The sequence below is a fragment of the Actinomycetospora chibensis genome (assembly GCF_028737215.1).
Lineage (GTDB): Bacteria > Actinomycetota > Actinomycetes > Mycobacteriales > Pseudonocardiaceae > Actinomycetospora > Actinomycetospora chibensis.
In genome coordinates, this window is sequence record NZ_JAQZAM010000003.1 from 411679 (window position 1) to 432728 (window position 21050).

16 protein-coding genes are annotated in these 21050 nt (G+C 74.1%); 9 read left to right on the top strand and 7 right to left on the bottom strand.

Going from position 1 to position 21050, the window contains the following annotated elements; translation table 11 throughout:
• Genes PH189_RS06680 through PH189_RS06690 form a run of 3 tightly spaced genes read right to left on the bottom strand, consistent with a single transcriptional unit; the run spans position 1 to position 5863 of the window.
• On the bottom strand, positions 1–1020 hold the full coding sequence (locus PH189_RS06680; RefSeq protein WP_274187973.1) for a lactonase family protein: 1020 nt from the start codon (positions 1018–1020) through the stop codon (positions 1–3).
• Positions 1021–1061: 41 nt separating this feature from the next.
• Positions 1062–4055, bottom strand: coding sequence for an FAD-binding and (Fe-S)-binding domain-containing protein (locus PH189_RS06685; protein WP_274188017.1), 2994 nt, complete (start codon positions 4053–4055; stop codon positions 1062–1064).
• The gene (locus tag PH189_RS06690) at positions 4055–5863 is read right to left on the bottom strand and encodes a thiamine pyrophosphate-requiring protein (protein WP_274187974.1); all 1809 of its coding nucleotides are present in this window, start codon (positions 5861–5863) and stop codon (positions 4055–4057) included. The genes PH189_RS06685 and PH189_RS06690 overlap by 1 nt, the downstream gene beginning before the upstream one ends.
• A gap of 99 nt (positions 5864–5962) precedes the next feature.
• On the opposite strand from PH189_RS06690, the gene PH189_RS06695 reads away from it, so the two are divergent.
• The 9 genes from PH189_RS06695 to PH189_RS06735 all read left to right on the top strand — a co-directional run bounded on the left by PH189_RS06695 (position 5963) and on the right by PH189_RS06735 (position 15687).
• On the top strand, positions 5963–7063 hold the full coding sequence (locus PH189_RS06695) for an enolase C-terminal domain-like protein (RefSeq protein WP_274187975.1): 1101 nt from the start codon (positions 5963–5965) through the stop codon (positions 7061–7063).
• A gap of 42 nt (positions 7064–7105) precedes the next feature.
• Positions 7106–8938 carry a glycoside hydrolase family 15 protein gene (locus tag PH189_RS06700; protein WP_274187976.1) on the top strand — a complete coding sequence of 611 codons (1833 nt, stop codon included), beginning with the start codon at positions 7106–7108 and terminating at the stop codon, positions 8936–8938.
• Positions 8935–9936: an SDR family oxidoreductase gene (locus PH189_RS06705; protein WP_274187977.1), complete on the top strand. Its 1002-nt coding sequence runs from the start codon at positions 8935–8937 to the stop codon at positions 9934–9936. Before PH189_RS06700 ends, PH189_RS06705 begins: the two co-directional genes overlap by 4 nt.
• Positions 9933–10286: a hypothetical protein gene (locus PH189_RS06710; RefSeq protein ID WP_274187978.1), complete on the top strand. Its 354-nt coding sequence runs from the start codon at positions 9933–9935 to the stop codon at positions 10284–10286. Before PH189_RS06705 ends, PH189_RS06710 begins: the two co-directional genes overlap by 4 nt.
• Positions 10287–10390: 104 nt before the next feature.
• A complete protein-coding gene (locus PH189_RS06715) occupies positions 10391–10912 on the top strand; it encodes a MarR family transcriptional regulator (RefSeq protein WP_274187979.1) in 522 nt (173 codons plus the stop codon).
• Positions 10909–12063 (top strand): PP2C family protein-serine/threonine phosphatase, encoded by a 1155-nt coding sequence (locus PH189_RS06720; RefSeq protein ID WP_274187980.1) that lies wholly within the window; start codon positions 10909–10911, stop codon positions 12061–12063. Before PH189_RS06715 ends, PH189_RS06720 begins: the two co-directional genes overlap by 4 nt.
• Before the next feature lie 559 nt (positions 12064–12622).
• The gene (locus tag PH189_RS06725) at positions 12623–12781 is read left to right on the top strand and encodes a hypothetical protein (RefSeq protein WP_274187981.1); all 159 of its coding nucleotides are present in this window, start codon (positions 12623–12625) and stop codon (positions 12779–12781) included.
• Between the two features lie 555 nt (positions 12782–13336).
• Positions 13337–14596 (top strand): MFS transporter, encoded by a 1260-nt coding sequence (locus PH189_RS06730; RefSeq protein ID WP_274187982.1) that lies wholly within the window; start codon positions 13337–13339, stop codon positions 14594–14596.
• Positions 14593–15687 (top strand): AI-2E family transporter, encoded by a 1095-nt coding sequence (locus PH189_RS06735; RefSeq protein ID WP_274187983.1) that lies wholly within the window; start codon positions 14593–14595, stop codon positions 15685–15687. Before PH189_RS06730 ends, PH189_RS06735 begins: the two co-directional genes overlap by 4 nt.
• A 156-nt stretch (positions 15688–15843) precedes the next feature.
• On the opposite strand, the gene PH189_RS06740 is transcribed toward PH189_RS06735, so the two are convergent.
• From PH189_RS06740 to PH189_RS06755, 4 genes are all read right to left on the bottom strand, one after another.
• Positions 15844–16404, bottom strand: a complete 561-nt coding sequence (locus PH189_RS06740) for a YhjD/YihY/BrkB family envelope integrity protein (RefSeq protein WP_274187984.1) — start codon at positions 16402–16404, stop codon at positions 15844–15846.
• 144 nt (positions 16405–16548) lie between these two features.
• Positions 16549–18639 (bottom strand): transglycosylase domain-containing protein, encoded by a 2091-nt coding sequence (locus PH189_RS06745; protein ID WP_274187985.1) that lies wholly within the window; start codon positions 18637–18639, stop codon positions 16549–16551.
• Between the two features lie 335 nt (positions 18640–18974).
• Positions 18975–20357: a sensor histidine kinase gene (locus PH189_RS06750; RefSeq protein WP_274187986.1), complete on the bottom strand. Its 1383-nt coding sequence runs from the start codon at positions 20355–20357 to the stop codon at positions 18975–18977.
• Positions 20354–21043, bottom strand: coding sequence for a response regulator transcription factor (locus PH189_RS06755; protein ID WP_274187987.1), 690 nt, complete (start codon positions 21041–21043; stop codon positions 20354–20356). Before PH189_RS06755 ends, PH189_RS06750 begins: the two co-directional genes overlap by 4 nt.
• Positions 21044–21050 lie beyond the last annotated feature (7 nt).

Consider the following 21050-nt stretch of genomic DNA (forward strand, 5'->3'; position numbering starts at 1 on the left):
TCATGGTTCCGGGATCGGTGGTCGGGCGATGCCCACGAGGGCGTCCTGCCCGTCGAACGTCAGCCAGACGCGGTCCGCGCCGACCGCCAGCCCGGACACCGAGGCGCTCCGGGCCGGTCCGTCGGGCAGGGCGTCGCGGTAGGGGATGGTGGCGATGCGGTGCAGGTGGCCGTCCGGGTAGCCGATGAAGCTGTCGGTCGCGAAGACCACCAGGGCGTCGTCGGTGGCGGCGTACACGCGGGTCTCGTCGGTGCCGACGTCGCGCACCGGGGATTCGAGGTCGGCCGTGGCGACGACGGAGAGACCCTCGTGGTCCGGCGGGGTCTCGACCGCGAGCAGGCGGTCGCTGTCGCGCTCGGCGACGTAGATCCGGTCGACCTTCACCCGGTCGCCGGCGCCGTGGCTCGCCCGCACGTCGATGTGGCCCTTCTCCTCGACCTCTCCGGGGGCGCCCTTGTAATGGGTGATCCCGTCGGAGCCGAGCACGTGGTAGGCCACGGGCCGCCCGCGGGCGGGGCCGTCGAGCTCCGCGTCCGCGCTCGCGTGCACCTCCTGCGGCGGGAGCGCGCGCCGGTCGTCCAGGTCGATCCCGGACACGGTCGTGCGGTCCTCGGAGAGGGCGAGCAGGACGTGGGAGCCCTCGTCGGTGGCGAGGTAGTCCGGGGCGGCGCCGAGGGGGAGCGTCCCGACGGGATGCAGGTCGCGTGTGTCGAGGGCGACGACCTGTCCGGCGTCCGGCCGGGCCACGAAGGCCACCGTCGGGTCGTCGGGGTCGGTGACCACGTTCTCCCCCACGCGGCCCAGCGGTGGGGACAGCAGCGTTCCGGGGGCGCCGGGGCCGACGCGGGCGACGCGGCCGTCGTCGGTGAGAGCGAGCAGGGCGTGGGTGCCCGGCGACCAGACCGGCTCGTGCAGGGCAGCCTCCGTATGCCGCACGACCACGATCGGGGCCGGCCCGGCGTCCCCGGCGGTCGCGCACGCGGTCGCCAGCATCGCGGGCAGGACCGCGGTGACGAGCACCGTCGTGACCGTCCTCGGGTCACCGCAGGGACGACTCCGCCTCACGAGGTACGCCGGGTGAGGTCCCGCTCGGGATGGTCCTCGCGCGGGCGCCACCCGCGAACCGCGGCCGCGAGCACCTCGGCGAGGTGCACCGGCGTGCGGTCCACGTCGGACTGCTCGATCTGCGTGCGGCAGCTGTAGCCGTCGGCGATCACCAGCGTGTCGGGGGCGGTGTCGCGCAGGATCGGCAGCAGCTTGTCCTCCGCGCACGCCATCGACACGTCGTAGTGGCCGTCCTCGAAGCCGAAGTTGCCCGCCAGGCCGCAGCAGCCGGCGTCGAGCACCTCGAGGTCGACACCCGCACGCGCCGCCACGGCCTGGTCGGCGTCGGTGCCGAGCACGGCGTGCTGGTGGCAGTGCGGCTGGGCGACCGCCCGCCGGTCGAGACGGGTCACGGGTCTCCAGTCCGGGGCCCTGGCCTGGAGCAGTTCGGCCAGCGTGTACGTCTGCGCGGCCAGGCGGTGGGCGTCCTCGTCGTCGTGCAGCAGCTCGGGCAGGTCGGACCGGAACACCGCGGCGCAGCTGGGCTCGAGCACCAGGACCGGCGTCCCGTCCCGTAGCTGGGGCCGCAGCACCTCGAGCGTGCGGCGCAGCACCCGGCGGGCGACCGGCAGCTGACCGGTGGAGATCCAGGTCAGGCCGCAGCACACCTCGGTGTCGGGCACGGTGACCTCGAAACCCGCGGCCTCGAGGACGGTGACGGCCGCGCGCGCGATCGCCGGGTGGAACGCGTCGGTGAAGGTGTCCGGCCACAGCAGCACCCGGCCCCGCGGGTGCGGTTCCGCGGGGACCTGCGGGGTGCGCCGGGCGAACCAGGTGACGAAGCGTTCCTCGGCGAAGGCCGGGATCTCCCGCTGCGGGGCGACGCCGCCGGCCTTCTTGACCAGCCGTGACAGGCCCGGCGTCGCGGTGACACGGTTGACCAGGCGAGCCAGGGGCGCCGTCCGGGTAGCGAGGCGAGCCCAGAGCGGGAGCCAGCCCATCGACCAGTGCCCGAGGGGCCGCCGCCAGGCCCGCCCCGCGTAGTGGTGGGAGAGGAACTCGGCCTTGTAGGTGGCCATGTCGACGTTCACCGGGCAGTCGCTCCTGCAGCCCTTGCAGGCCAGGCAGAGGTCGAGGGCGTCACGCACCTCAGTGGACCGCCAGCCGTCCGTGATGACCTCGCCGCGCATCATCTCGAACAGCACCCGGGAGCGGCCGCGGGTGGAGTGCTCCTCCTCCCGGGTGGCCCGGTAGCTCGGGCACATGACCCCGCTCTCGTGCCCTCGGCAGTGGCCGATGCCGACGCAGCGCGAGACCGCGGCCGAGAACCGGTGCGAGTCGTCGGGGTAGTCGAAGAAGGTCTCCGGCTCCCAGGGCCGGTAGTCGCTGCCCTCGCGCAGGTCGGCGTCGAGCCGCCGCGGGTGCACGACCTTCCCGGGGTTCATCCTCTCGCCCGGGTCGAACAGCGCCTTGAGCTCGCCGAACGCCTCCACGATCCGTTCGCCGAACATGATCGGGAGCAGCTCGCCGCGGGCCTGCCCGTCGCCGTGCTCGCCGGAGAGCGACCCGCCGTACGACGCGGCGAGCTGCGCTGCCTCGACGAGGAACGCCCGGAAGTCCGTGACGCCGCCCGCCGTGCCGAGGTCGAAGGGGATGCGGCAGTGCACGCAGCCCTGGCCGAAGTGCCCGTAGACCGCGGTCTCGCCGAGGCCGTGGCGCCGGAGCAGGTCGAGGTAGTCGCGCAGGTAGTCCCCGAGCTGCTCCGGGGCCACCGCCGCGTCCTCCCAACCCGGGTGGGTGGGGGCACCGAGCGGGGGATAGGCCGTCGCGCCGAGGCCCGCCTCGCGGGCTTCCCAGAGCTGCTGCTCGGACAGCGGCTGGTCCAGCATCTTCGCGCTCGGGGGATCGTCGCGGCGGTGCAGCTCGTCGACCAGGCCCTGCGCGGCCCGGTCGACGGCGTCCTGGTCGTCGCCGGAGAACTGCGCCATGAGCCAGGACTCGCCCCGCGGGAGCTCGGCGATGGCCTCGTCGGCCAGTGACTCGTTGCGCTCCAGCTCGACCAGGCGGTGGTCGATGCCCTCCAGCGCGGACGGCCCGTGCGCGACCACCGTGGGGACGTCGGAGGCGGCCGCGACGACGTCCGGGTAGCCGAGGACCACCAGGGCGGAGGCCGACCGGGTGGGGAACAGCGCGATCTCGGCGTGCAGCACCGTGACCAGGGTGCTCTCGCTGCCGACGAGGGCCTTGGCGACGTCGAACCCCTGCTCGGGCAGCAGCGCGTCGAGGTTGTAGCCCGAGACCCGCCGCGGGATGTCCGGGTAGCGCTCCCGGATCTCCTCGGCGTACCGGTCCCGCAGGTCGCGCAGCCCGCGGTACAGCTCGGCGCGCCGGCCGCCCGCCGCGAGGATCCGCTCGTACTCCTCGTCGGAGGTGGGGCCGACCCAGCACCGCAACCCGTCGTAGGTGAGGATCTCCAGGCGGCGGACGGAGTCGGCCATCTTGCCGTAGGCCTGCGCCGTGGAGCCGCACGAGTTGTTGCCGATCATCCCGCCGATCGAGCAGCTCGCGTGGGTGGACGGCTTGGGCCCGACCCCGAGGCCGTGCTCGGCGAGCTGGCCGTTGAGCGGGTCGAGCGCCGCGCCCGGCTCGACCACGGCGGTGCGCTCCTCGACGTCGAGCGACACCAGCCGGTGGCAGTACTTGGTCCAGTCGATGACGACGGCCGTGTTCGTGGTGCTGCCGGCGAGGTTGGTGCCGCCGCCGCGCGACAGGATCGGCACCCCGTGCTCGCGGCAGACCGCCACCGCGACCTCGGCGGCGTCGACCGTCCGCGGCACGAGAACGGCGATCGGGACCTCGCGGTAGTTGGACGCGTCGGTCGAGTACGCCGCCCGGCTGCCGGCATCGAAGCGCACCTCGCCGTCGACGCGGCGCCGGAGATCGGCCTCCAGCCGGGCCGTGTCGTCGGCCGGCCCGGGCCGACGGACCCGGGGGACGTCCAGGTCGACGATCACCGGCCACCCCCCGGGAGGTGCGACTTGATCGACTCGGTGAACTCGTGCACCTTCTGCTGCGCACCCTTCTCGGCGATCCCCAGCGTCTCCGGGTCGCCCTTCGCGACGGCCTTCACGGCCTTCTTCGCCTGTTCGGCCATGAGGTGCGGTGGGACCGGCGGGATCTCGGGGTCGACGATGACCTCGAGCACGCAAGGGCCGTGCGACGACAGCGCCTCGTCCCAGGCCTTGCCGATGTCGTCCGGGCTGTCGCACCGGATGCCGCGCAGCCCCAGCATCTCCGCGTAGTCGGCGTAGGGGACGTCGGGGATCCACTGACTCCCGGGGTACTTCGGGTCGCCGGCCATGGCCCGCTGCTCCCAGGTGACCTGGTTGAGGTCCTGGTTGTTGAACACGCAGAACACCAGCGGCGCGCCCTCGAAGCGCTCCCGGTAGCGCTTGACGGTGATCAGCTCGAGCATCCCGTTCATCTGGAACACGCCGTCGCCGACGAACGCGATGATCGGCCGGTCGGGGAAGGCGAACCGCGCCGCGATCGCGTACGGGGTGCCCGGCCCCATCGTCGCGAGGTTGCCGGCCAGGGAGGCCTGCATCCCGCGGCGGAGCTTCAGGTGGCGCGCCCACCAGTTGGCCACCGACCCGGCGTCCGTGGTGACGATCGCACCGTCGGGGAGGCGCTGCGAGGCCTCCTGGACGACGCGCTCCGGGTTGAGCGGGTCGGCGTCGTCGTGGGCGCGGTCGTCGAGCACCCGGTGCCACTCGTCCACCTCGCGCTCGAGCTCCTCGCGCCAGGAGCGGTCGGTCTTGCGCCCGAGCAGCGGCAGCAGCGCGCGCAGGGTCTCCCGGGCGTCCCCGACGACGTTCGCCTCCATCGGGTAGCGCACGCCGATCATGCGACCGTCGAGGTTGATCTCCACGCCGCGGGCCTGGCCCTCCTCGGGCAGCCACTCCGCGTAGGGGAAGGCCGTGCCGACCAGCAGCAGCGTGTCGCAGTTCTTCATCATGTGGTCGCTGGCGGTGGAGCCGAGCAGGCCGATGGGTCCGGTGACGTAGGGCAGGTGATCGGCCGGCTCGACGCGGCCCAGCGAGGTCTTCGCGACCCCGGCACAGAGCACGTCGGCCACCTCCATCACCTCGTCGCCGGCCGCCTGGGCGCCCTGCCCGACGAGCATCGCGACCTTGCCGCCGGCGTTGAGGATGTCCGCGGCGCGCTGCAGCTCGCCGGGGTCGGGCAGGACCCGCGGTCGACTCCATCCCACGCCGGAGAACACGGCGCCGTGCTCGCGCGGGGGCGACGGGATCGCGTCGGCCTCGGCCACGTCCTCCGGGATGATGATCGTCGCGACGGTGCGGTTCGTCAGCGCGACCTTGCACGCCCGGTCCACCAGGTGCCGGGCCTGCGCGGGGTGCATGCAGGTCTGCACGAAGTCCGACGACACGTCCTTGTACAGCGTGTTCGGGTCGATCTCCTGCTGGAACGCCGACCCCAGCCCGATCCGCTTCTGCTGGCCGACGATCGCCACCACCGGCTGGTGGTCGAGCTTGGCGTCGTAGAGCCCGTTGAGCAGGTGGATGGCGCCACCGCCCGAGGTGGCCATCGCGCACCCCAGCTCGCCGGTGAACTTGGCGTGGGCGCTCGCCATGAACGCGCCCATCTCCTCGTGGCGTGGCTGGATCAGCTCCGGGTCGCCGTCGGCGCGGTCGAGGGCGCCCAGCAGCGCGTTGATCCCGTCCCCGGGATAGCCGTAGATGCGGTGGACGCCCCACCGGCGCAGGCGGTCGAGAACGAAGTCCGCGACGAGCATCGGTCCCTCTCCCTCCGGTCGATACCCCAGCATGACACCGTTTCGTGCATAACGCACGACGTGTTTAGAGAAGGAAGTGCACGTGGTACGACTTGGGACGTGGAGACGGAGGTGCCCCTCGAGGGGCTGGACGTGGCGGCCTACACGCTGCCCACGGACGCGCCGGAGTCCGACGGCACGTTGACCTGGGACGCGACCACGATCGTCGTGGTCCGGGCCTGGGCGGCCGGGTGCACGGGCCTGGGCTACACCTACGCCGGCTCGCCGGTCGCCGCGGTCGTCGAGAGCGCCCTGGCCGACGTCGTGCGGGGGCGCGACGTGCTCGCGGTGCCGGCCGCATGGGCGGCGATGCACGCCGCGGTGCGCAACCTCGGCCGCCCCGGCGTGGTCGCCGAGGCGATCTCCGCCGTGGACATCGCCCTGTGGGACCTGCACGCCCGCGTCCGGGAGGTCCCGCTGTCGGTGGCGCTGGGCGCGGTGCACGAGGCCACGCCGGTCTACGGCAGCGGCGGGTTCACCTCCTACGACGACGACCAGCTACGCACCCAGCTGACGGGCTGGGTCGACGAGGGCATGACGTCGGTGAAGATCAAGGTGGGTCGCCGCCCGGGGGAGGACGAGCACCGCCTCGACGTCGCCCGCGACGCCGTGGGTGACGACGTCGAGCTGCTGGTCGACGCCAACGGCGCCTACACCCGCAAGCAGGCTCTCCGGTGGGCCGGGCGGTTCGCCGACCGCGGTGTGACGTGGCTGGAGGAGCCGGTCAGCTCCGACGACCTCGAGGGGCTGGCCCTCGTCCGCGACCACGGACCCGGTGGGCTGGACGTCGCGGCGGGGGAGTACGGCTACGACCTGCCGTACTTCCACCGGATGCTCGCCGCGGGCGCGGTGGACTGCCTGCAGGCCGACGTCACCCGCTGCGGGGGCTACACCGCCCTCACGCGCGTGGCCGCCCTGTGCGACGCGCGCAGCCTGGATCTCTCGCTGCACTGCGCCCCCCAGGTCAGCGCGCACGCCGGCACCGCCGTGTGGCACTTGCGCCACCTCGAGTACTTCCACGACCACGTGCGCATCGAGTCCCGTGCTTTCGACGGCGTCCTGAGCCCGGAGCACGACGGCACCCTGCGCCCGGACCGCGCCCGGCTCGGCCACGGACTGGCGTTGCGCGCCGCCGACCTTGAGCCCTACCGGGTGGCCTGACGGCCCTCCGCCGCTACGACCTCGACACCACGGGAGATCGACGTGACCACCCAGGAACAGGCCCCGCCCGTGTGCGCACCCGACGGTGCCGCGGCCACCCTCGACTCGCCGCAGGTGCTGCGCGAGTACGCGCTGCTCGCCGACGGCGAGCGGGGCGCGCTGCTCGGCCCTCGCGGCGACGTCGTCTGGATGTGCGCCCCGCGCTGGGACTCGCCGGCCGTGTTCGGTCGGCTCCTCGGCGCGCCCGGGCACTACGACCTGACGCCGACCGAGCGCTACGTGTGGGGTGGGCACTACGAGGACGGATCGCTGATCTGGCGCAGCCGGTGGATGACGGACGGCGGCCCTGTCGAGAGCCGGGAGGCCCTGGCCCTGCCCGCCGACACGACCCGGCTGGTGCTGCTGCGCCGGGTGCTCGCCGACGACGTGCCGGCGTCGGTGCACGTCGTGCTCGACCCGCGCGGCGAGTACGGGCGCCACCCGCTCACCGACCTCCGCCGCGACGACGACGGCTGCTGGACCGGCCGGGTCGGCGACCTGCGGCTGCGGTGGCGGGGCGCCGGCGACGCGGTCCCGGTCACGGCCGGCGGCGGCACCCGCCTGGAGCTCGACCTCGTCGTCCCGCCCGGGCGCCACCACGACCTCGTGCTGGAGGTCGGTCCGCAGCTGCCCGACCTGGCCCCCGACTCCGACCTGGCCTGGCGGGAGACCGAGACCCGCTGGCACGCCAGCGTTCCGGCGTCATCGCGGCTGATCGGGGCCGCGCCGCGCGACGCCGCCCACGCCGCGGCCGTGCTGCGCGGCATGACCACCGGCTCCGGGGCGATGGTGGCCGCGGCGACGACGAGCCTGCCCGAGCGGCCCGGCGGCCAGGCCAACTTCGACTATCGCTACACGTGGGTGCGCGACCAGTGCTACGCCGGGCGCGCAGCCGCCGTCGCCGGGCTCGACGACCTCCTCGACGACGCCGTGTGCTTCCTCGGCGCCCGCCTGCTCGACGACGGACCCCGGCTCGCGCCCGCGTACGCGGTCGACGGCGGCCCGGTGCCCGACGAGGTCCACCTCGGGGTGCGCGGCTACCCCGGCGGGGGCGACCGGGTCGGCAACCGCGGCGGCCACCAGTTCCAGCTCGACGCCTTCGGCGAGCTCTTGCTGCTGCTCGCCTCGGCCGCGGAGCGGGACCGGCTGGACGCCGAGGGGTGGCGCGCCGTGGAGACCGCGGTCGCGGCGATCGAGCAGCGCTGGACCGAGCCCGACGCGGGGGTGTGGGAGCTCGAGGACCGGGAGTGGACCCACAGCCGGCTGGTCTGCGTGGCCGGGCTGCGCGCCGTCGCCGCCGTGGTGGGCGGTGGCGAGGCCGGACGCTGGTCGGCGCTCGCCGACGCGATCCTGGCCCGCACCGCCCGCACCTCCACCCACCCGAGCGGGCGCTGGCAGCGCGCCGCCGACGATCCCCGCCCCGACGGGGCCCTGCTGCTCGCCGCGGTTCGCGGCGCGACCCCGGCGAACGACCCGCGCAGCGGCGCGACCCTCGCGGCCTACCTGCGCGAGCTGACCAGCGAGGGCTACGCCTACCGGTTCCGCGTCGACGACCGTCCCCTCGGCGACGCCGAGGGCGCCTTCCTGCTCTGCAACTTCATCACCGCGCTGGCCTGCCAGCAGCAGGGCGACGCGCTGTGCGCCCGGCACTTCTTCGAACGGGGCCGCTCGGCCTGCGGGCCACCGGGCCTGCTGACCGAGGAGTTCGACGTCACCCAGCGCCAGCTGCGCGGCAACCTGCCGCAGGCCTTCGTCCACGCCCTGTTGCTCGAGGCCGCGACGGTGCTGACGCCGCTCGAGGCCGGACCCACGATCGATCGGATGGAGGAACGATGACCAGGACCGCAGTCGTCACCGGGGGTACCGCCGGGGTGGGGAGGGCGACCGTTCGCGAGCTCGCCGCGGCGGGCTACGACGTCGCCGTTCTGGCCCGGGGGCAGGCCGGCCTCGACGGCGCCGTCGCCGACGTGAAGGCGTCCCGCCAGCGGGCGCTGCCCGTCGTGTGCGACGTCGCCGACGCGGACGCCGTCGAACGGGCCGCACAGCAGGCGGAGGAGGACCTCGGCGAGATCGACCTCTGGATCAACGTCGCCTTCGTCGGCTCCCTGGCCTTCTTCTGGGACACCACCCCCGAGGAGTTCCGCCGCGTCACCGACGTCACCTACTACGGGCAGGTCCACGGCACCCGGGCCGCCCTGGCCCGGATGCGGCCCCGCGACCGGGGGGTGGTCATCAACGTCGGCTCGGCGATGGCCGACCGCTCGATCCCGCTGCAGGCGGCCTACTGCGGCGCGAAGCACGCAATCAAGGGGTTCACCGAGTCGGTGATCACCGAGCTGGCGCACGAGAAGAGCCGCGTGCGGGTGTGCACGGTGCAGCTGCCGGGGCTGAACACGCCGCAGTTCACTTGGAACCTCGCCCGGGTCGAGGGCCACCCCCGGCCGGTGGCGCCGGTGTGGCAGCCGGAGGTCGCGGCTCGGGCGATCCGCTTCCTCGCCGAGCACCCCCGCCGCTCCATGTGGGTCGGGCTCGCCACTTTCTACACGATCCTGGGCGAGCGCCTCGCGCCCAAGCTCGTCGACCTCTACCTCGCCCGCTACGGGGTGGCGGGCCAGCAAACCAGCGAGGACCTGCCCCGGCGCGGCTCGAACCTCGACGCACCACGTGACGCCGAGACCGACGCCGGCGCCCACGGGCCGTTCGACGACGAGGCGTGGAGCCACGACCCGCAGACGTGGGCCTCGAGGCACCGCCGCGCGCTCCTCGGCGCCGGTTCCGGCGCCGCCGCCCTGGTGGGCGCCCTGCTGGGCCGGCGCGGACGGGCCGCGCCATGACCACACGCGACGTGCGCGCGGACCTCCTGCACACCGGGCACGTCGTCCACGGCGGGGCATTGCTGCTACGCCCCGCCGTCGCGGCCCGGGCCGACGTGGCCGCCGCCGACGGCCGGACGGAGACCGTCGTCCGGGTGCTCGGCGCCCGCCACGTCCTGCATGGACTGGCCGGGCTCGGCGCGCCGCGGTGGGTCACGCCGGGGGTCGGCGCGATGGCGGACGGCGTCCACGCGGCGAGCATGGTCGGGCTGGCGGCGCTCGGCCGCGACCATCGACGGGGTGCGCTCGTGAGTGCCGTGGTGGCCGCCGCGTTCGCCCTCGCCGCGTGGTGGGCGGCACGCGGCGGGTGACGTGCGCGCTGCTTGTCGCCGCACCAGTCGGTCGTGCAAGGTGCACGACATCGAGTGCGGGCGTGGCCGCCGGGCGGGAGATCACACAGTGGGACCATGGAGCCATGGGTGAGGCAGCGGGGAGCGCCACGGTGGACGGGACGGGGCGGGCCGACGAGGGCATCGCTGCGACGTTCGCCGGTCGCCTGGAGGTCGCCCTGCGGGGGCTGCTCGAGCTGAGCGTCGGCGTCCTGAGCGCCATGGAGGAGAACGTCTCGCCGTCCCACCTGCGCGCGTTGCAATCACTCGATCACCTGGGGGGCGCCAAGGTGACCGCCCTGGGCGACGCGCTCGGGGTGCCGCCCTCGACGGCGAGCCGGATCAGTGACCGCCTCACCGCCGCGGGCTTGATCACGCGGGAGGTCGCGCCCGACAACCGGCGGGCGACCTGGCTCGATCTCACGTCGGCCGGGCGCGCGGTCCTGTCCGATCTCGCCGACGCCCGCGCACAGGCGCTGGAGCGTGTCACCGAGGCGATGACTCCGGCGGAGCGCGACGCGCTCCTGCTCGGCGCGGAGGGCTTCGCTCGCGCCTACGAGTCGGTGATTGCCCGCGCCGACGAGGACCCGGAGGACGCGGGGCGGTGACACCGACCCCGCGGGAGGTCGCGGCGGAGCTGGTCGACCGGGTGCTCGACGTCCCGGGGCACCGTGCTGCGCCCACCGCGATGTCGTGGCTGTGCTCGGTGTTGGACGCCGACCGCGTCGAGGTGCACATGCTCGACCGGCGGCGGGAGCGCCTCCACCTCGCAGCTGCCGCGGTGCGGGACGCGACACAGGCGCCCGCCGAGCCCCATCTCGACGCCCGGACGAGCCCGGCCGCCCAGGCGCTCCACGCCGGTGTCGTGCTCGGTCACAGGGTGAACGAGCGAGACGTCCACCACGTCCCGCTCGAGGCCTACGGGCACACGGTCGGGGTGCTCTCCATCGTGCGTCCGGCCACCCCGCTGGCGTCTGACGTGGCGGCCGGCGCGTTCGGGTCGGTCGACTGGCGGCGGCTGGGTCGGACGCTGGCAGTCTTGTTCCAGCAGGCGGCCACCACGACCGACGCGCTGGAGCTGGCCCGGCGCACCTACGAGTACAGCATCGCCGCGGAGCTGCAGTGGGACCTGCTGCCGCCCGCGGACACCGCCACCGACCGATTTGCCCTCCGCGCTCTCGTCGAGCCTGCGCCGCGCGTCACCAGCGACCTGTTTGACTGGTCGCTCAACGGCGACCGGTTGACCGTCGTGTTGCTCGACGCCGCCGGGCGCGGACTCGTCGCGACCCAAGTCGGGGACCTGGCCCTCGCCGCCCTCCGCAACGCCCGGCGCAGCGGCCTGTCGATCGCGGAGCAGGCGGCGCTGGCCGACCAGGCGCTGTGGGACCGCCACCACGGACACGCAGCCGTCGACGTCGTCCTGCTCGAGATCGACCTCGTCGCCGGCACAGCCACGGCGGTCCACGCCGGTTCGCCGATCGCCCTGCGTCGTCGTGACCACGAGGTGGAGCTGCTCGACCTCGGCAACGGCCACGAGCCCCTCGGCCTGCTCGACCGCACGCGCTACGACGCCGGCCCCGTCGACCTCCGCCCCGGCGACGTGCTGATGCTGCTCTCCGACGGCGTCGCCGCGGCCCGTGACTCCGTCGGCCGCGTCTTCGGGGTCGACGTGCTTGCCCACCGGCTCGAGCGCAGCAGCGCACCCCGTGACCTGCCCTCCTGGCTCGTCGCCGAGCTGCGCTCCCGCGGCGGGCGGTGACCTCGAGGACGACGCCACGGCGCTGGTGCTCGAGTGGCGAGAGCGGCCCCTTCATCCTCGATCTCCTCCTAGTCGGGGAGGTTCGGAGCGGCACCCCCTCGGCGACAGCACACTGCCCACGGGGATGGATGCCCGGGGTAGCGCCGGGTGAGCACGGCTCGACTTGCGATTCCCTGACGTCCGACGGTGTCGCTAGCGCGATGGGGTGCGGCACAGGTGAACTCGGGGACGACACCGAAGAAAGGAACCGCACGTGCACCGCCGTTCGGTGCGACGCGCTCTCGGGGGTGCCCTCGTCCGCGCGGCGAGCGGGGATCGTCCATTACCGGCGCGGTTCCGGGCCGACGGCACCCAGCGCTCGACGAGGAGCAGCGGAGCACGAAGACCGATGCGCCGCACGATCCCGACGACGGCGGATCGAGAGACGCCGCCGTCACCGGCCGGACCACCGTCACCGCGGTGCCCTACCTACCGCGCCCGACCTTCCCGCAGCGACGCGGCCTGCCTAGGTATCGCCACGAGTGACTGCGCCCTCCGATGACCTACAGCGAGGTGGATCATGACCGAGCCCGAGGCGCCCCGCGCCGCCCAGCACGCCCAGGAGAACGCCAAGACGCCCGAGGACCAGTACGACGAGGAGCGCGCGCCGGCCGCGAAGCAGGCCCGTGACGCTCGGGAGAAGGGGGACCAGACCTCCACGTCGCCGCATCAGCGATGACCTACTGACGGGGGGCGTCCTCTCGGGACATGGGGCCGACGATCGTGGCGCTGAGGAGGAAGACTCGGTGCCCGCGGCCATGTCATCTAGCGTGCGGCCGGCACCCCGGTGGCGCACCCCGAGTGCCACCGACACCCGCCGCGACGACGGCGGCGGCGACTCGTGAACGTCCTCCGCAACCGCCAACGGCTCCCGCGGAGGTGCCCCAGCAGCGGTCGGCCCGCGAGGTCAGTGGCCTCCCGTTGAGCGCCTCGAAACGTCGGACCGGCTCCGTGATCCCGCCTGTTGACGTCACCGGCGCCACAGATGTCGATCACAGGTCGACCACCGAGAGCAGGCCGCGACGAGAACACCCCCGGCCAGAGGGTGAGCCAGGTCGAGGGCGTGGCGGAGGCGTCGGCGATCGGCGGCGGGCGGCAAGGACCACCGGTGAAGGACCCGCATCGTCAGGCCTGCGCAAGGTTGCGGCCACCGGGCGGTCGGCAACCCGCGCGCTGGAGCAGGTGGTCTCCGAAGGGAGAATGTCCGGCCGACGACGGGTCGAGCGAGGTGCTGGTGACGAGGCCAATCCGCGGCGCGGAGCCTAATCGCGCGGTCGAGGGCGAGGTCGACCGACGCGTCCGGTGGCCGTTCCTGATCGTGCTCGGGGCCCCGGCGTTCGGCACTACGTTCGCCATCACGGCGCTGACCACTTACCTGCCGAGCCTGCTGGGAGCGGAGTCGAGCCCGCTCGTAACGGGCCTGGTCATCGGCGGGGAAGGGGCCGCGGGGCTGGTCCTGCCGCTGCTGGTGGGTTTGGCCAACGACCGGGCGGCGCGCTCGGTGGCCCACCGGCTCTGGTTCGTACTCGTCGCGGTGCCGCTGTGTCTGACCGGACTGCTGCTGGTGGCGACCGACCTCAACCGTACCGTGCTCATCGTCGGGGCCGCCGCGTACTTCGTCGGGCACTTCGCGTACCTGACGCCCTACGAGGCGCTCTACCCCGACCTCGTCCCGAAGCAGGTCAGCGGCCGTTCCCGGACCGCAGCCTCCTCCTGGCGCTTCGCCGGGCTGGGGGCGGCCCTGGTCGGCGGCGGCTTCCTGCTCGACCTGTGGGCGCCGGCGGTGTTCCTCGTGGCGGCCGGCGCCGTGGCGATCGGCACGGTCGCGCTCCTCGCAGGCCTCTGGTCCTCCCGTCGGGAGCCGCTGGCGGATGCGGCAGCCTCGCCGGGCGGGCTACGGGCGGTCGTCCGCCTCGTACGTGATCGGGAGGTCGCGGTCGTCCTCGGGGCGACCCTGCTGTGGAACGTCGCCCTCCAGGGCCTCAAAGCGTTCGTCGTCCTGTTCTTCACGGTCGGGCTCGGGCGCAGCGCCAGCTTCGTGTCCGGAGTGGTGTTCCCCCTCGTCGCGCTCGGTCTCGTCGTTGCGATACCCCTCGCGGGGCGAGTCGCCGACACCGTCGGGCACCGGCGCGTGCTCGCCGTCGCCTCGGCCGTGTACGGAGCCGGTCTGATCGGCGCCGGCTTCTCCCACAGCGCGTGGATGATCGCGCTCGTCCCCCTACCCGCAGCGGGCGCCGGGGTGGTCATGACCCTCAACTACTCCGCGCTGATGCAGGTGCTGCCCGCCGAGCACCACGGCGGCGCCGCCGGTCTCTTCCTGCTCAGCCGCGGCGCGGGCTGCCTGCTCGGGCCGCTCGCCGTCGGCGCCGCGGTATCGCTGGCCGCCCCGCTCTTCCCCGCCACCCAGGGATACAACGCCATGTGGTTCGTCATCGGGCCAGCTGTACTGGCCGCCGTCCCGCTGCTCCTGTGGGCGCGCGGGAGCCGGACATGACCGGCGCCGGCGTCGAGGACGCGGAGCGCGAGCTCGTCCCGCGATGGTTCCGCCGCGCCGTCGTCGTCTGCGCCGGCCTGCTGGTCATCGGTGCGACGGTGTGGGTGCTCGGGTGGATCGCCCTACAGCTGGCCCTGGTCACGTTGTCGGTGGCCACGGCGTTGCTCCTGGCCGCGCTGCTCTCCCCGCTCGCCCGCCTGCTGCACCGCGTGCTGCCGGCCTGGCTCGCCGCCGGCCTCAGCGTGCTGTTCCTCGTCGGGGCCGTCGCAAGCACCGGGTACCTCCTCGAACAGCGGATTCGCGGGCAGCTCGAGAACCTGGCGTCGTCGCTGACGGCGAGCATCAACAGCATCCGCGACTGGCTGGTGACGGGGCCGCTCGCGCTGCGACCCGAGCAGGTCGACGAGGTGCGCGCCCGGCTCGTCGACGCCCTCCGGGGCGCCGCGCCGAGCGGTGTCACCGCCGCGAACACGGTGATATCGGTGCTCTCCGGGCTCCTCATCGCCTTGTTCGTCCTGTTCTTCTTCCTCAAGGACGGGACGGGGATGTGGCGCTCCGTGGTCGCCGTCGGGCCAGCGGCACACCGAGAGCGCCTCGAGGAGGCCGGGCTGCGTGGCTGGGAGACGCTGAGCCGGTACATCCGTGGCGTGGTCGTCATCGCCGTGGCCGACGCCGTTCTGATCGGGATCGGTCTGGTCGTCCTCGGTGTGCCGCTCGCGCTCACGCTGAGCCTGCTCGTGTTCCTCGGAGCCTTCGTACCCCTGCTGGGCGCCACCCTCAGCGGGGCCGTCGCGGTCCTGGTGGCGCTGGTCACCCGCGGCCCGGTCGTCGCCCTCCTCGTGCTCGGCGTCGTGCTCCTGGTGCAGAACGTGGAGGGCAACCTCCTCCAGCCGTTCGTGCAGAGCCGGGCGGTCAAGCTGCACCCGGTCGTCATCCTGTTGGCGGTCACCGCCGGATGGGTGCTGTTTGGCGTGGCGGGTGCCGTCATCGCGGTCCCTCTCGTCGCCGTCGCCCGCAGCGTCACCGAGTCCCTGCGCAGCCACGGCGTGACGGGCGACGAGGAGGCGGGCGAGCCCCGGTCACCCGCCTGATCGAACCGCCGAAGCCGCGGCCGTGATCGGCACCGGGACCAGGGCGGTCCCTGACGAAGAACGCCCCGACGACTCTGGCGCCGACCGCTGCGAGGGCCGGAGCACGACCCACGAAAGACGGCGTCCCGCGACCTCCGTGTCGCGGGATGCTGCTGGTCACAGCGGGCTCCGCGAGGTGTCCTCGGCGCCGTCGTCGCCGAGCTCGCACAGCGTCTCCGCGGCGAGGTAGAGCGACAGCATCAGCAGGTAGAGCCAGACGAGCAGGATCAGCCCGCCCCCGAGAGCGCCGAGCCCGGTCGCGAGACGGGCCACGATCGAGACGTAGACCGGGAAGACGACGCTGGCCGTGAGCCACCCCGCGACGGCGATCGCCGCGCCGGTGAGCGAGACCCGCCAGGTCCCTCGGCGCAGCCGCATCCCCAGGCGCAGCACCAGGACCGCCCAGGCGACGAGGGCGAGCACGACGACGGGCCAGCGCAGGAGACGCCAGAGCAGGTGTCCACCCGGGACGTCGAGCACCAGCAGCGGGTCCTGCACCGCTGCGGCGGTGACGGTGGCGCCGCCGATGAGCAGCAGGACCCCGAGCGCGGTGGCGGCACGCCAGGTGCGGGGCCGGCGTCCCGCGATCGTGGCCAGGGCGTGCAGCACCGAGCGCAGGGCTCGAACCAGCAGCACCAGCGCGACCACGGTGCCGACGGTCAGCAGGCCGGGGAACACGGCCAGCGCCGCGAGAACGCCGCCTCCGCCGCCAAGGCGGGGAGCCGGTGCCGCGAGGCCGACACCACGACTCGCCCCACGCGTGTGCGGGGCGGTCGCCGGCGCATCCGGGCCACGCTCACGCGTGCCCGCCGGACCGGTGCCTCAGTCCTCGTCCCCGTACGGGTCGGGGGGCGTGACCGTGTCGGACCCTCGGTGCAGCGGGGTCATGAGGTCGAACCACGTGTCAGCGGGGACGGAGCCGCCGGTGAGGTCGCCGTCGGAGCAGGTGCGCACCGGGTCGACGCAGACCGGCTCGGAGTCGTCGAGGGCGAAGGCCATGACGGCGGCGGCGTAGCGGTCGGTGGCCCCGAGGAACGCCGCCGAAGCCGAGCGCTGGGTGGTACCGGTCTTGCCGATCATCGGCCGCTGCCAGCCGGCCTCGTCGGCGGCGTCGGCGGCGGTGCCGTCGACGTGGTCCTGGGACAGCGCCGTGCGTAGCTGGTCGGCGATCTCCGGCGCTACGGCCCGCTCGCAGGGCGGCGCCGGTGGGGTGACGTCCCGGCCGGCTCGGTCGGTCACCCGCGCCACCAGCGTCGGTGGGCACCAGGTGCCGCCGGCGGTGATCGTCGCGGCGACGTTCGCGAGGTCGAGCGGGCTCGTCGGATCTGGTCCGAGCGTGAACGACGCCTGTTCGGCGGCGCGCACCCGCTCGGCCAGGGAGCGGCCGTCCGGTCCTGGCGCGGAGAGGGTGGTGCGCAGGCCGAGGCGGCGGGCGACGTCGACGACCGGGTCGACGCTGCCCAGCCGGTCGAGCAGGGCGAGGAACGTGGTGTTGGGGGAGCGGGCGAGGGCTTCGGTCAGGGTCAGGTCGTCGTCGAACGCGCCGAGGTTCTCGACGGTGTAGTCGTCGCCGGCATCGTCGAAGGCGGTGGAGGTGTAGCGCTGGGGCACCTCGAGCTCGCTGTCCGGAGCCACCAGCTCGCGTTCGAGGGCGGCGGCCGCGGTGAAGATCTTGTAGATCGATCCGGCGCCGCGCAGTGGAGCGGTCGTGATCGGCAGCATCGTCTCGCCCGCTGCGGCATCATCGCCGTAGGGCCGGTTCGCGACGAGCGCGAGGATCGGTCGGCGGTCGGGGCGCGGGGCGACCACCGCGACCGCCTCGGCGACCTCCCCGTCTGGGTCGATGGCGTCCCGGGCCGCCGCGCGGGCCTCGGCCGCGACCCGGGGATCGAGCGTGGTGCGCACGGTGTAGCCGCCGGTGGCGAGGTCGAGGCCCGCGGCGGTGAGGCGGTCGACGACCTCGCGGCAGAAGAAGCCGGTGCCCTCGCGCGCCCCGAGGCAGCCCTCGGCGGGCAGCGCCGGGTCGGGCGCGACACCGAGCGGCGCGGCGCGGGCCGCTGCGGCCTGTGCTGGGGTCAGCGAGCCGACCTCGGTCATGGCGGTGAGCACCTGGTCGCGCCGGGCCAGTGCCGCACCGGGATTCTCGATCGGATCGTATGTTGCCGGGGCCCGGACGATGCCGGCCAGCAGGGCGGCCTGCGGCACCGTGAGGTCGGAGGCGCTCGTGCCGAACCAGGTGCGGGCCGCGGCCTCGACTCCGTAGGCGCCGCGGCCGAAGTACACGAGGTCCAGGTAGCGGGCCAGGATCGTGTCCTTGTCGAGGCGGTCCTCGATGCGGTGGGCGAGCCGAACCTCGGTGAGCTTGCGCGAGACGGTATCGGCGGTCGCGGCCCGGCGCTCCTCCTCGGTGTCGGCGAGCGTGTAGAGCCGCTGATTCTTGACGTACTGCATGGTGATCGTCGAGGCACCCTGGCCCTCCAGCGGCGTGCTGTGCACCGCGTTGCTCACCAACGCACGGACGAGACCCTGCGGGTCGACGCCGTCGTGGGCGTAGAACCGGCGGTCCTCGATCGCGACGATCGCGGCCTTCATCGTGTCCGCGATCCCCGCCGGCCCGACGGGAAGGCGGAAGCGGCGGTAGAGCAGGGCCATCGGTGCCCCGGTCGCGTCGGTCACCACCGTGGCCGCATCTGGCGCGCGGTCGAGGACGCCGATGGTGGTGGCCCCGACTCCCGAGGCGGCCCGCACAAGCACGGTCCCCGCGCCGATCGCGACCGGGGCCAGCAGCGCGGCCATCAGCAGGCCCGCGAGTGCGGTCGCCACGGCGCCCCGCAGCAGCAGGAGGCCCCGACCGGCGTCGGGCTCGTGCCGTTGGTCTCCATGGTCGAAGTCCTCGACATCGCGGCTACCCATGTCTCCACGTGAGCACGTCCGCGGCCCGACACGGACGCGAGCGGCTGCCGATCACCTGACGATGCCGGCGATGGCCATGTCGGCGCCTGACCCGCGGGCACGCTCGGGCGTGCAGGGCGTCGCTCAGAACCCTGGGCCACCCGACGGCGGGAGAGTCGACGGGCTCGGCGGCGGGCTCGGCGTGGGCGGGGCCGGCTGTTGGGTGACCGAGGGCGGGAGCACCGCCGGGATCGTCGGGGGAAGGGGTTCGGGGTCGCTCTCGGCGCGGACTCCGCACGCGGCGGTCGCGCCGAGAGCGATCGCTGCGACGGCCAGCAGCCGGGCACCGCGTCGGGTCACGACGGCACCTCCTCGAGCGCGACGACGAAGCGCGCCCCGCCGCCGGGGCGGTCCTCGACCCACACGCGCCCGCCCAGGCTGTGGACGTGCTGGGCCACCAGCGCGAGCCCGAGGCCGGTGCCCCCGCTGTAGGCCCCGTTGAGCCCGGACCGTGCGCCACGGGTGAAGCGCTCGAAGACGCGCTCGCGCAGGTCTGCCGGCACACCCGGCCCGGCGTCGTCGACCTCGATCGCCGCCTGCGCGTCCCGGCGCACCACCCCGAGCCGGACCGCACCGCCGCCGTGGTGCCGCGCGTTGTCGCACAGGTTCGCGAGGACCTGGTCGAGGCGCCGGCGGTCGGCCAGTACGAGCGGCGGCGGGTCCACGACCTCGAGCACGGCGTCGGCGACGAGCGACGTCGGCACGTTCTCCACCACCACGGCGAGATCGACCGGCGCGAGGTCGTGGCCGTCGGGCACCTGGATACCGCGCGAGATCTCCAGCAGGTCCTCCACCATGCGGTGGAACCGCTGGACGTCGGCGCCGAGCAGGTCCACGGCGCGCCCGGCGGTCTCGGGGAGGTCGGCGCGACGGCGGCGCAGCACCTCGACCGCGTTGATCATCGTGGTGAGCGGGGTGCGGAGCTCGTGGCTGACGTCGCCGGCGAAGCGGGCGTCGCGCTGCACCCGTTCCTCCAGGGCCTCGGCGGTGGCGTTGAACCGCGACGCGAGCGGCGCGAGGTCGGCCTCGCGCCGCACCGGGAGGCGGGCGGACAGGTCGCCCTCGGCCATGCGTCCGGCCGCGTCGGTGAGCTCGGTCAGCGGCGAGAGGGCCCGCCGGGCGGTCCACCAGCCGAGCAGCACCCCCAGCAGCCCGGCCAGGAGGGTGCCGGCGACCAGGACGATCGAGAGGAACCGCAGCGTGCGGTCGAGCTCGGTCAGGGGGACGAGCCGGACGAACAGGTCGCCGTCGGCGGTCACGGGCAGCGCCACCGCGAGGACCGGGGTCCCGTCGAGGACCAGCCGCTGACGGGCCGGTGTCCCCGAGGCCGCGACGGCGAGCAGGGCGGGGGACACGCCGTCGGCGTCGACCTGCCGCCCCGCGGTGGTCCAGCGCCCGTCGGACCGCAGCAGCACGGCGGTCCGGGGCTCGCCGGTGAGCCCGACGAGCAGCGTGGGCAGGTCGGCGGACCCGCGTCCCAGGCTGTCGGCGACGAGACGCGCGTCGACCACGGCCTGGTTGGTCGCGCCCCGCTCCCGCTGGTCGAGCATGAAGGTCGACGCGAGCTGCCAGGTCGTGACCGACAGCAGTGCGGCGACGGCCGTGGTGACCACGCCGAACGCGAGCGCGACCCGCCAGCGCAGGGACACCGACTCCCAGCGCCGCCGCAGGTCGGTCATGGTCCGGTGCGGTACCCCGAGCCGCGCACGGTCAGCACCAGGGTGGGGTCGTCGGGGTCGGGTTCGATCTTGCGACGCAGGCGGCGGACGTGGACGTCGAGCAGGCGGGTGTCGCCGAAGTAGTCGTAGCCCCAGACCCGCTGCAGGAGCTGCTCGCGGGTGACGACGTCGCCGCGGGCCGTGGCCAGCTCGACCAGCAGCCGGAACTCGGTGTGGGTCAGGTGCAGCGGCTGCCCGGCCCGCTCGACCGCCTCGCGTCCCGGGCTGATGACCAGGTCGCCCAGCCGCAGCTCCGGCGAGCTCGGCGCCTCCTCCGCACCCGCGGGACGCCGCCGGCGCAGGAGCGCCTTGATCCGGGCGGCCAGCTCGCCGGCGATCAGCGGCTTGGTGACGTAGTCGTCGGCGCCGGCCTCGAGTCCGGCGATGACATCGGCGGTGTCGGAGCGCGCGGTGGCGATGATGATCGGCAGGTCGCCCCGCGAGCGCAGCGTCGAGCACACCTCGATGCCGTCGATGCCGGGCAGCATCAGGTCGAGCAGGACGACGTCGAGGTCGGGGTCGACGACCTCGAGCGCCTCCTCGCCCGTGGCGGTCTCCACGACGTCGTAACCCTCATCGGCCAGGGCCAGCCCGAGGGCCTGACGGATGCGCTCGTCGTCCTCGACGAGCAGGACACGCGTCCCCATCTCGTGG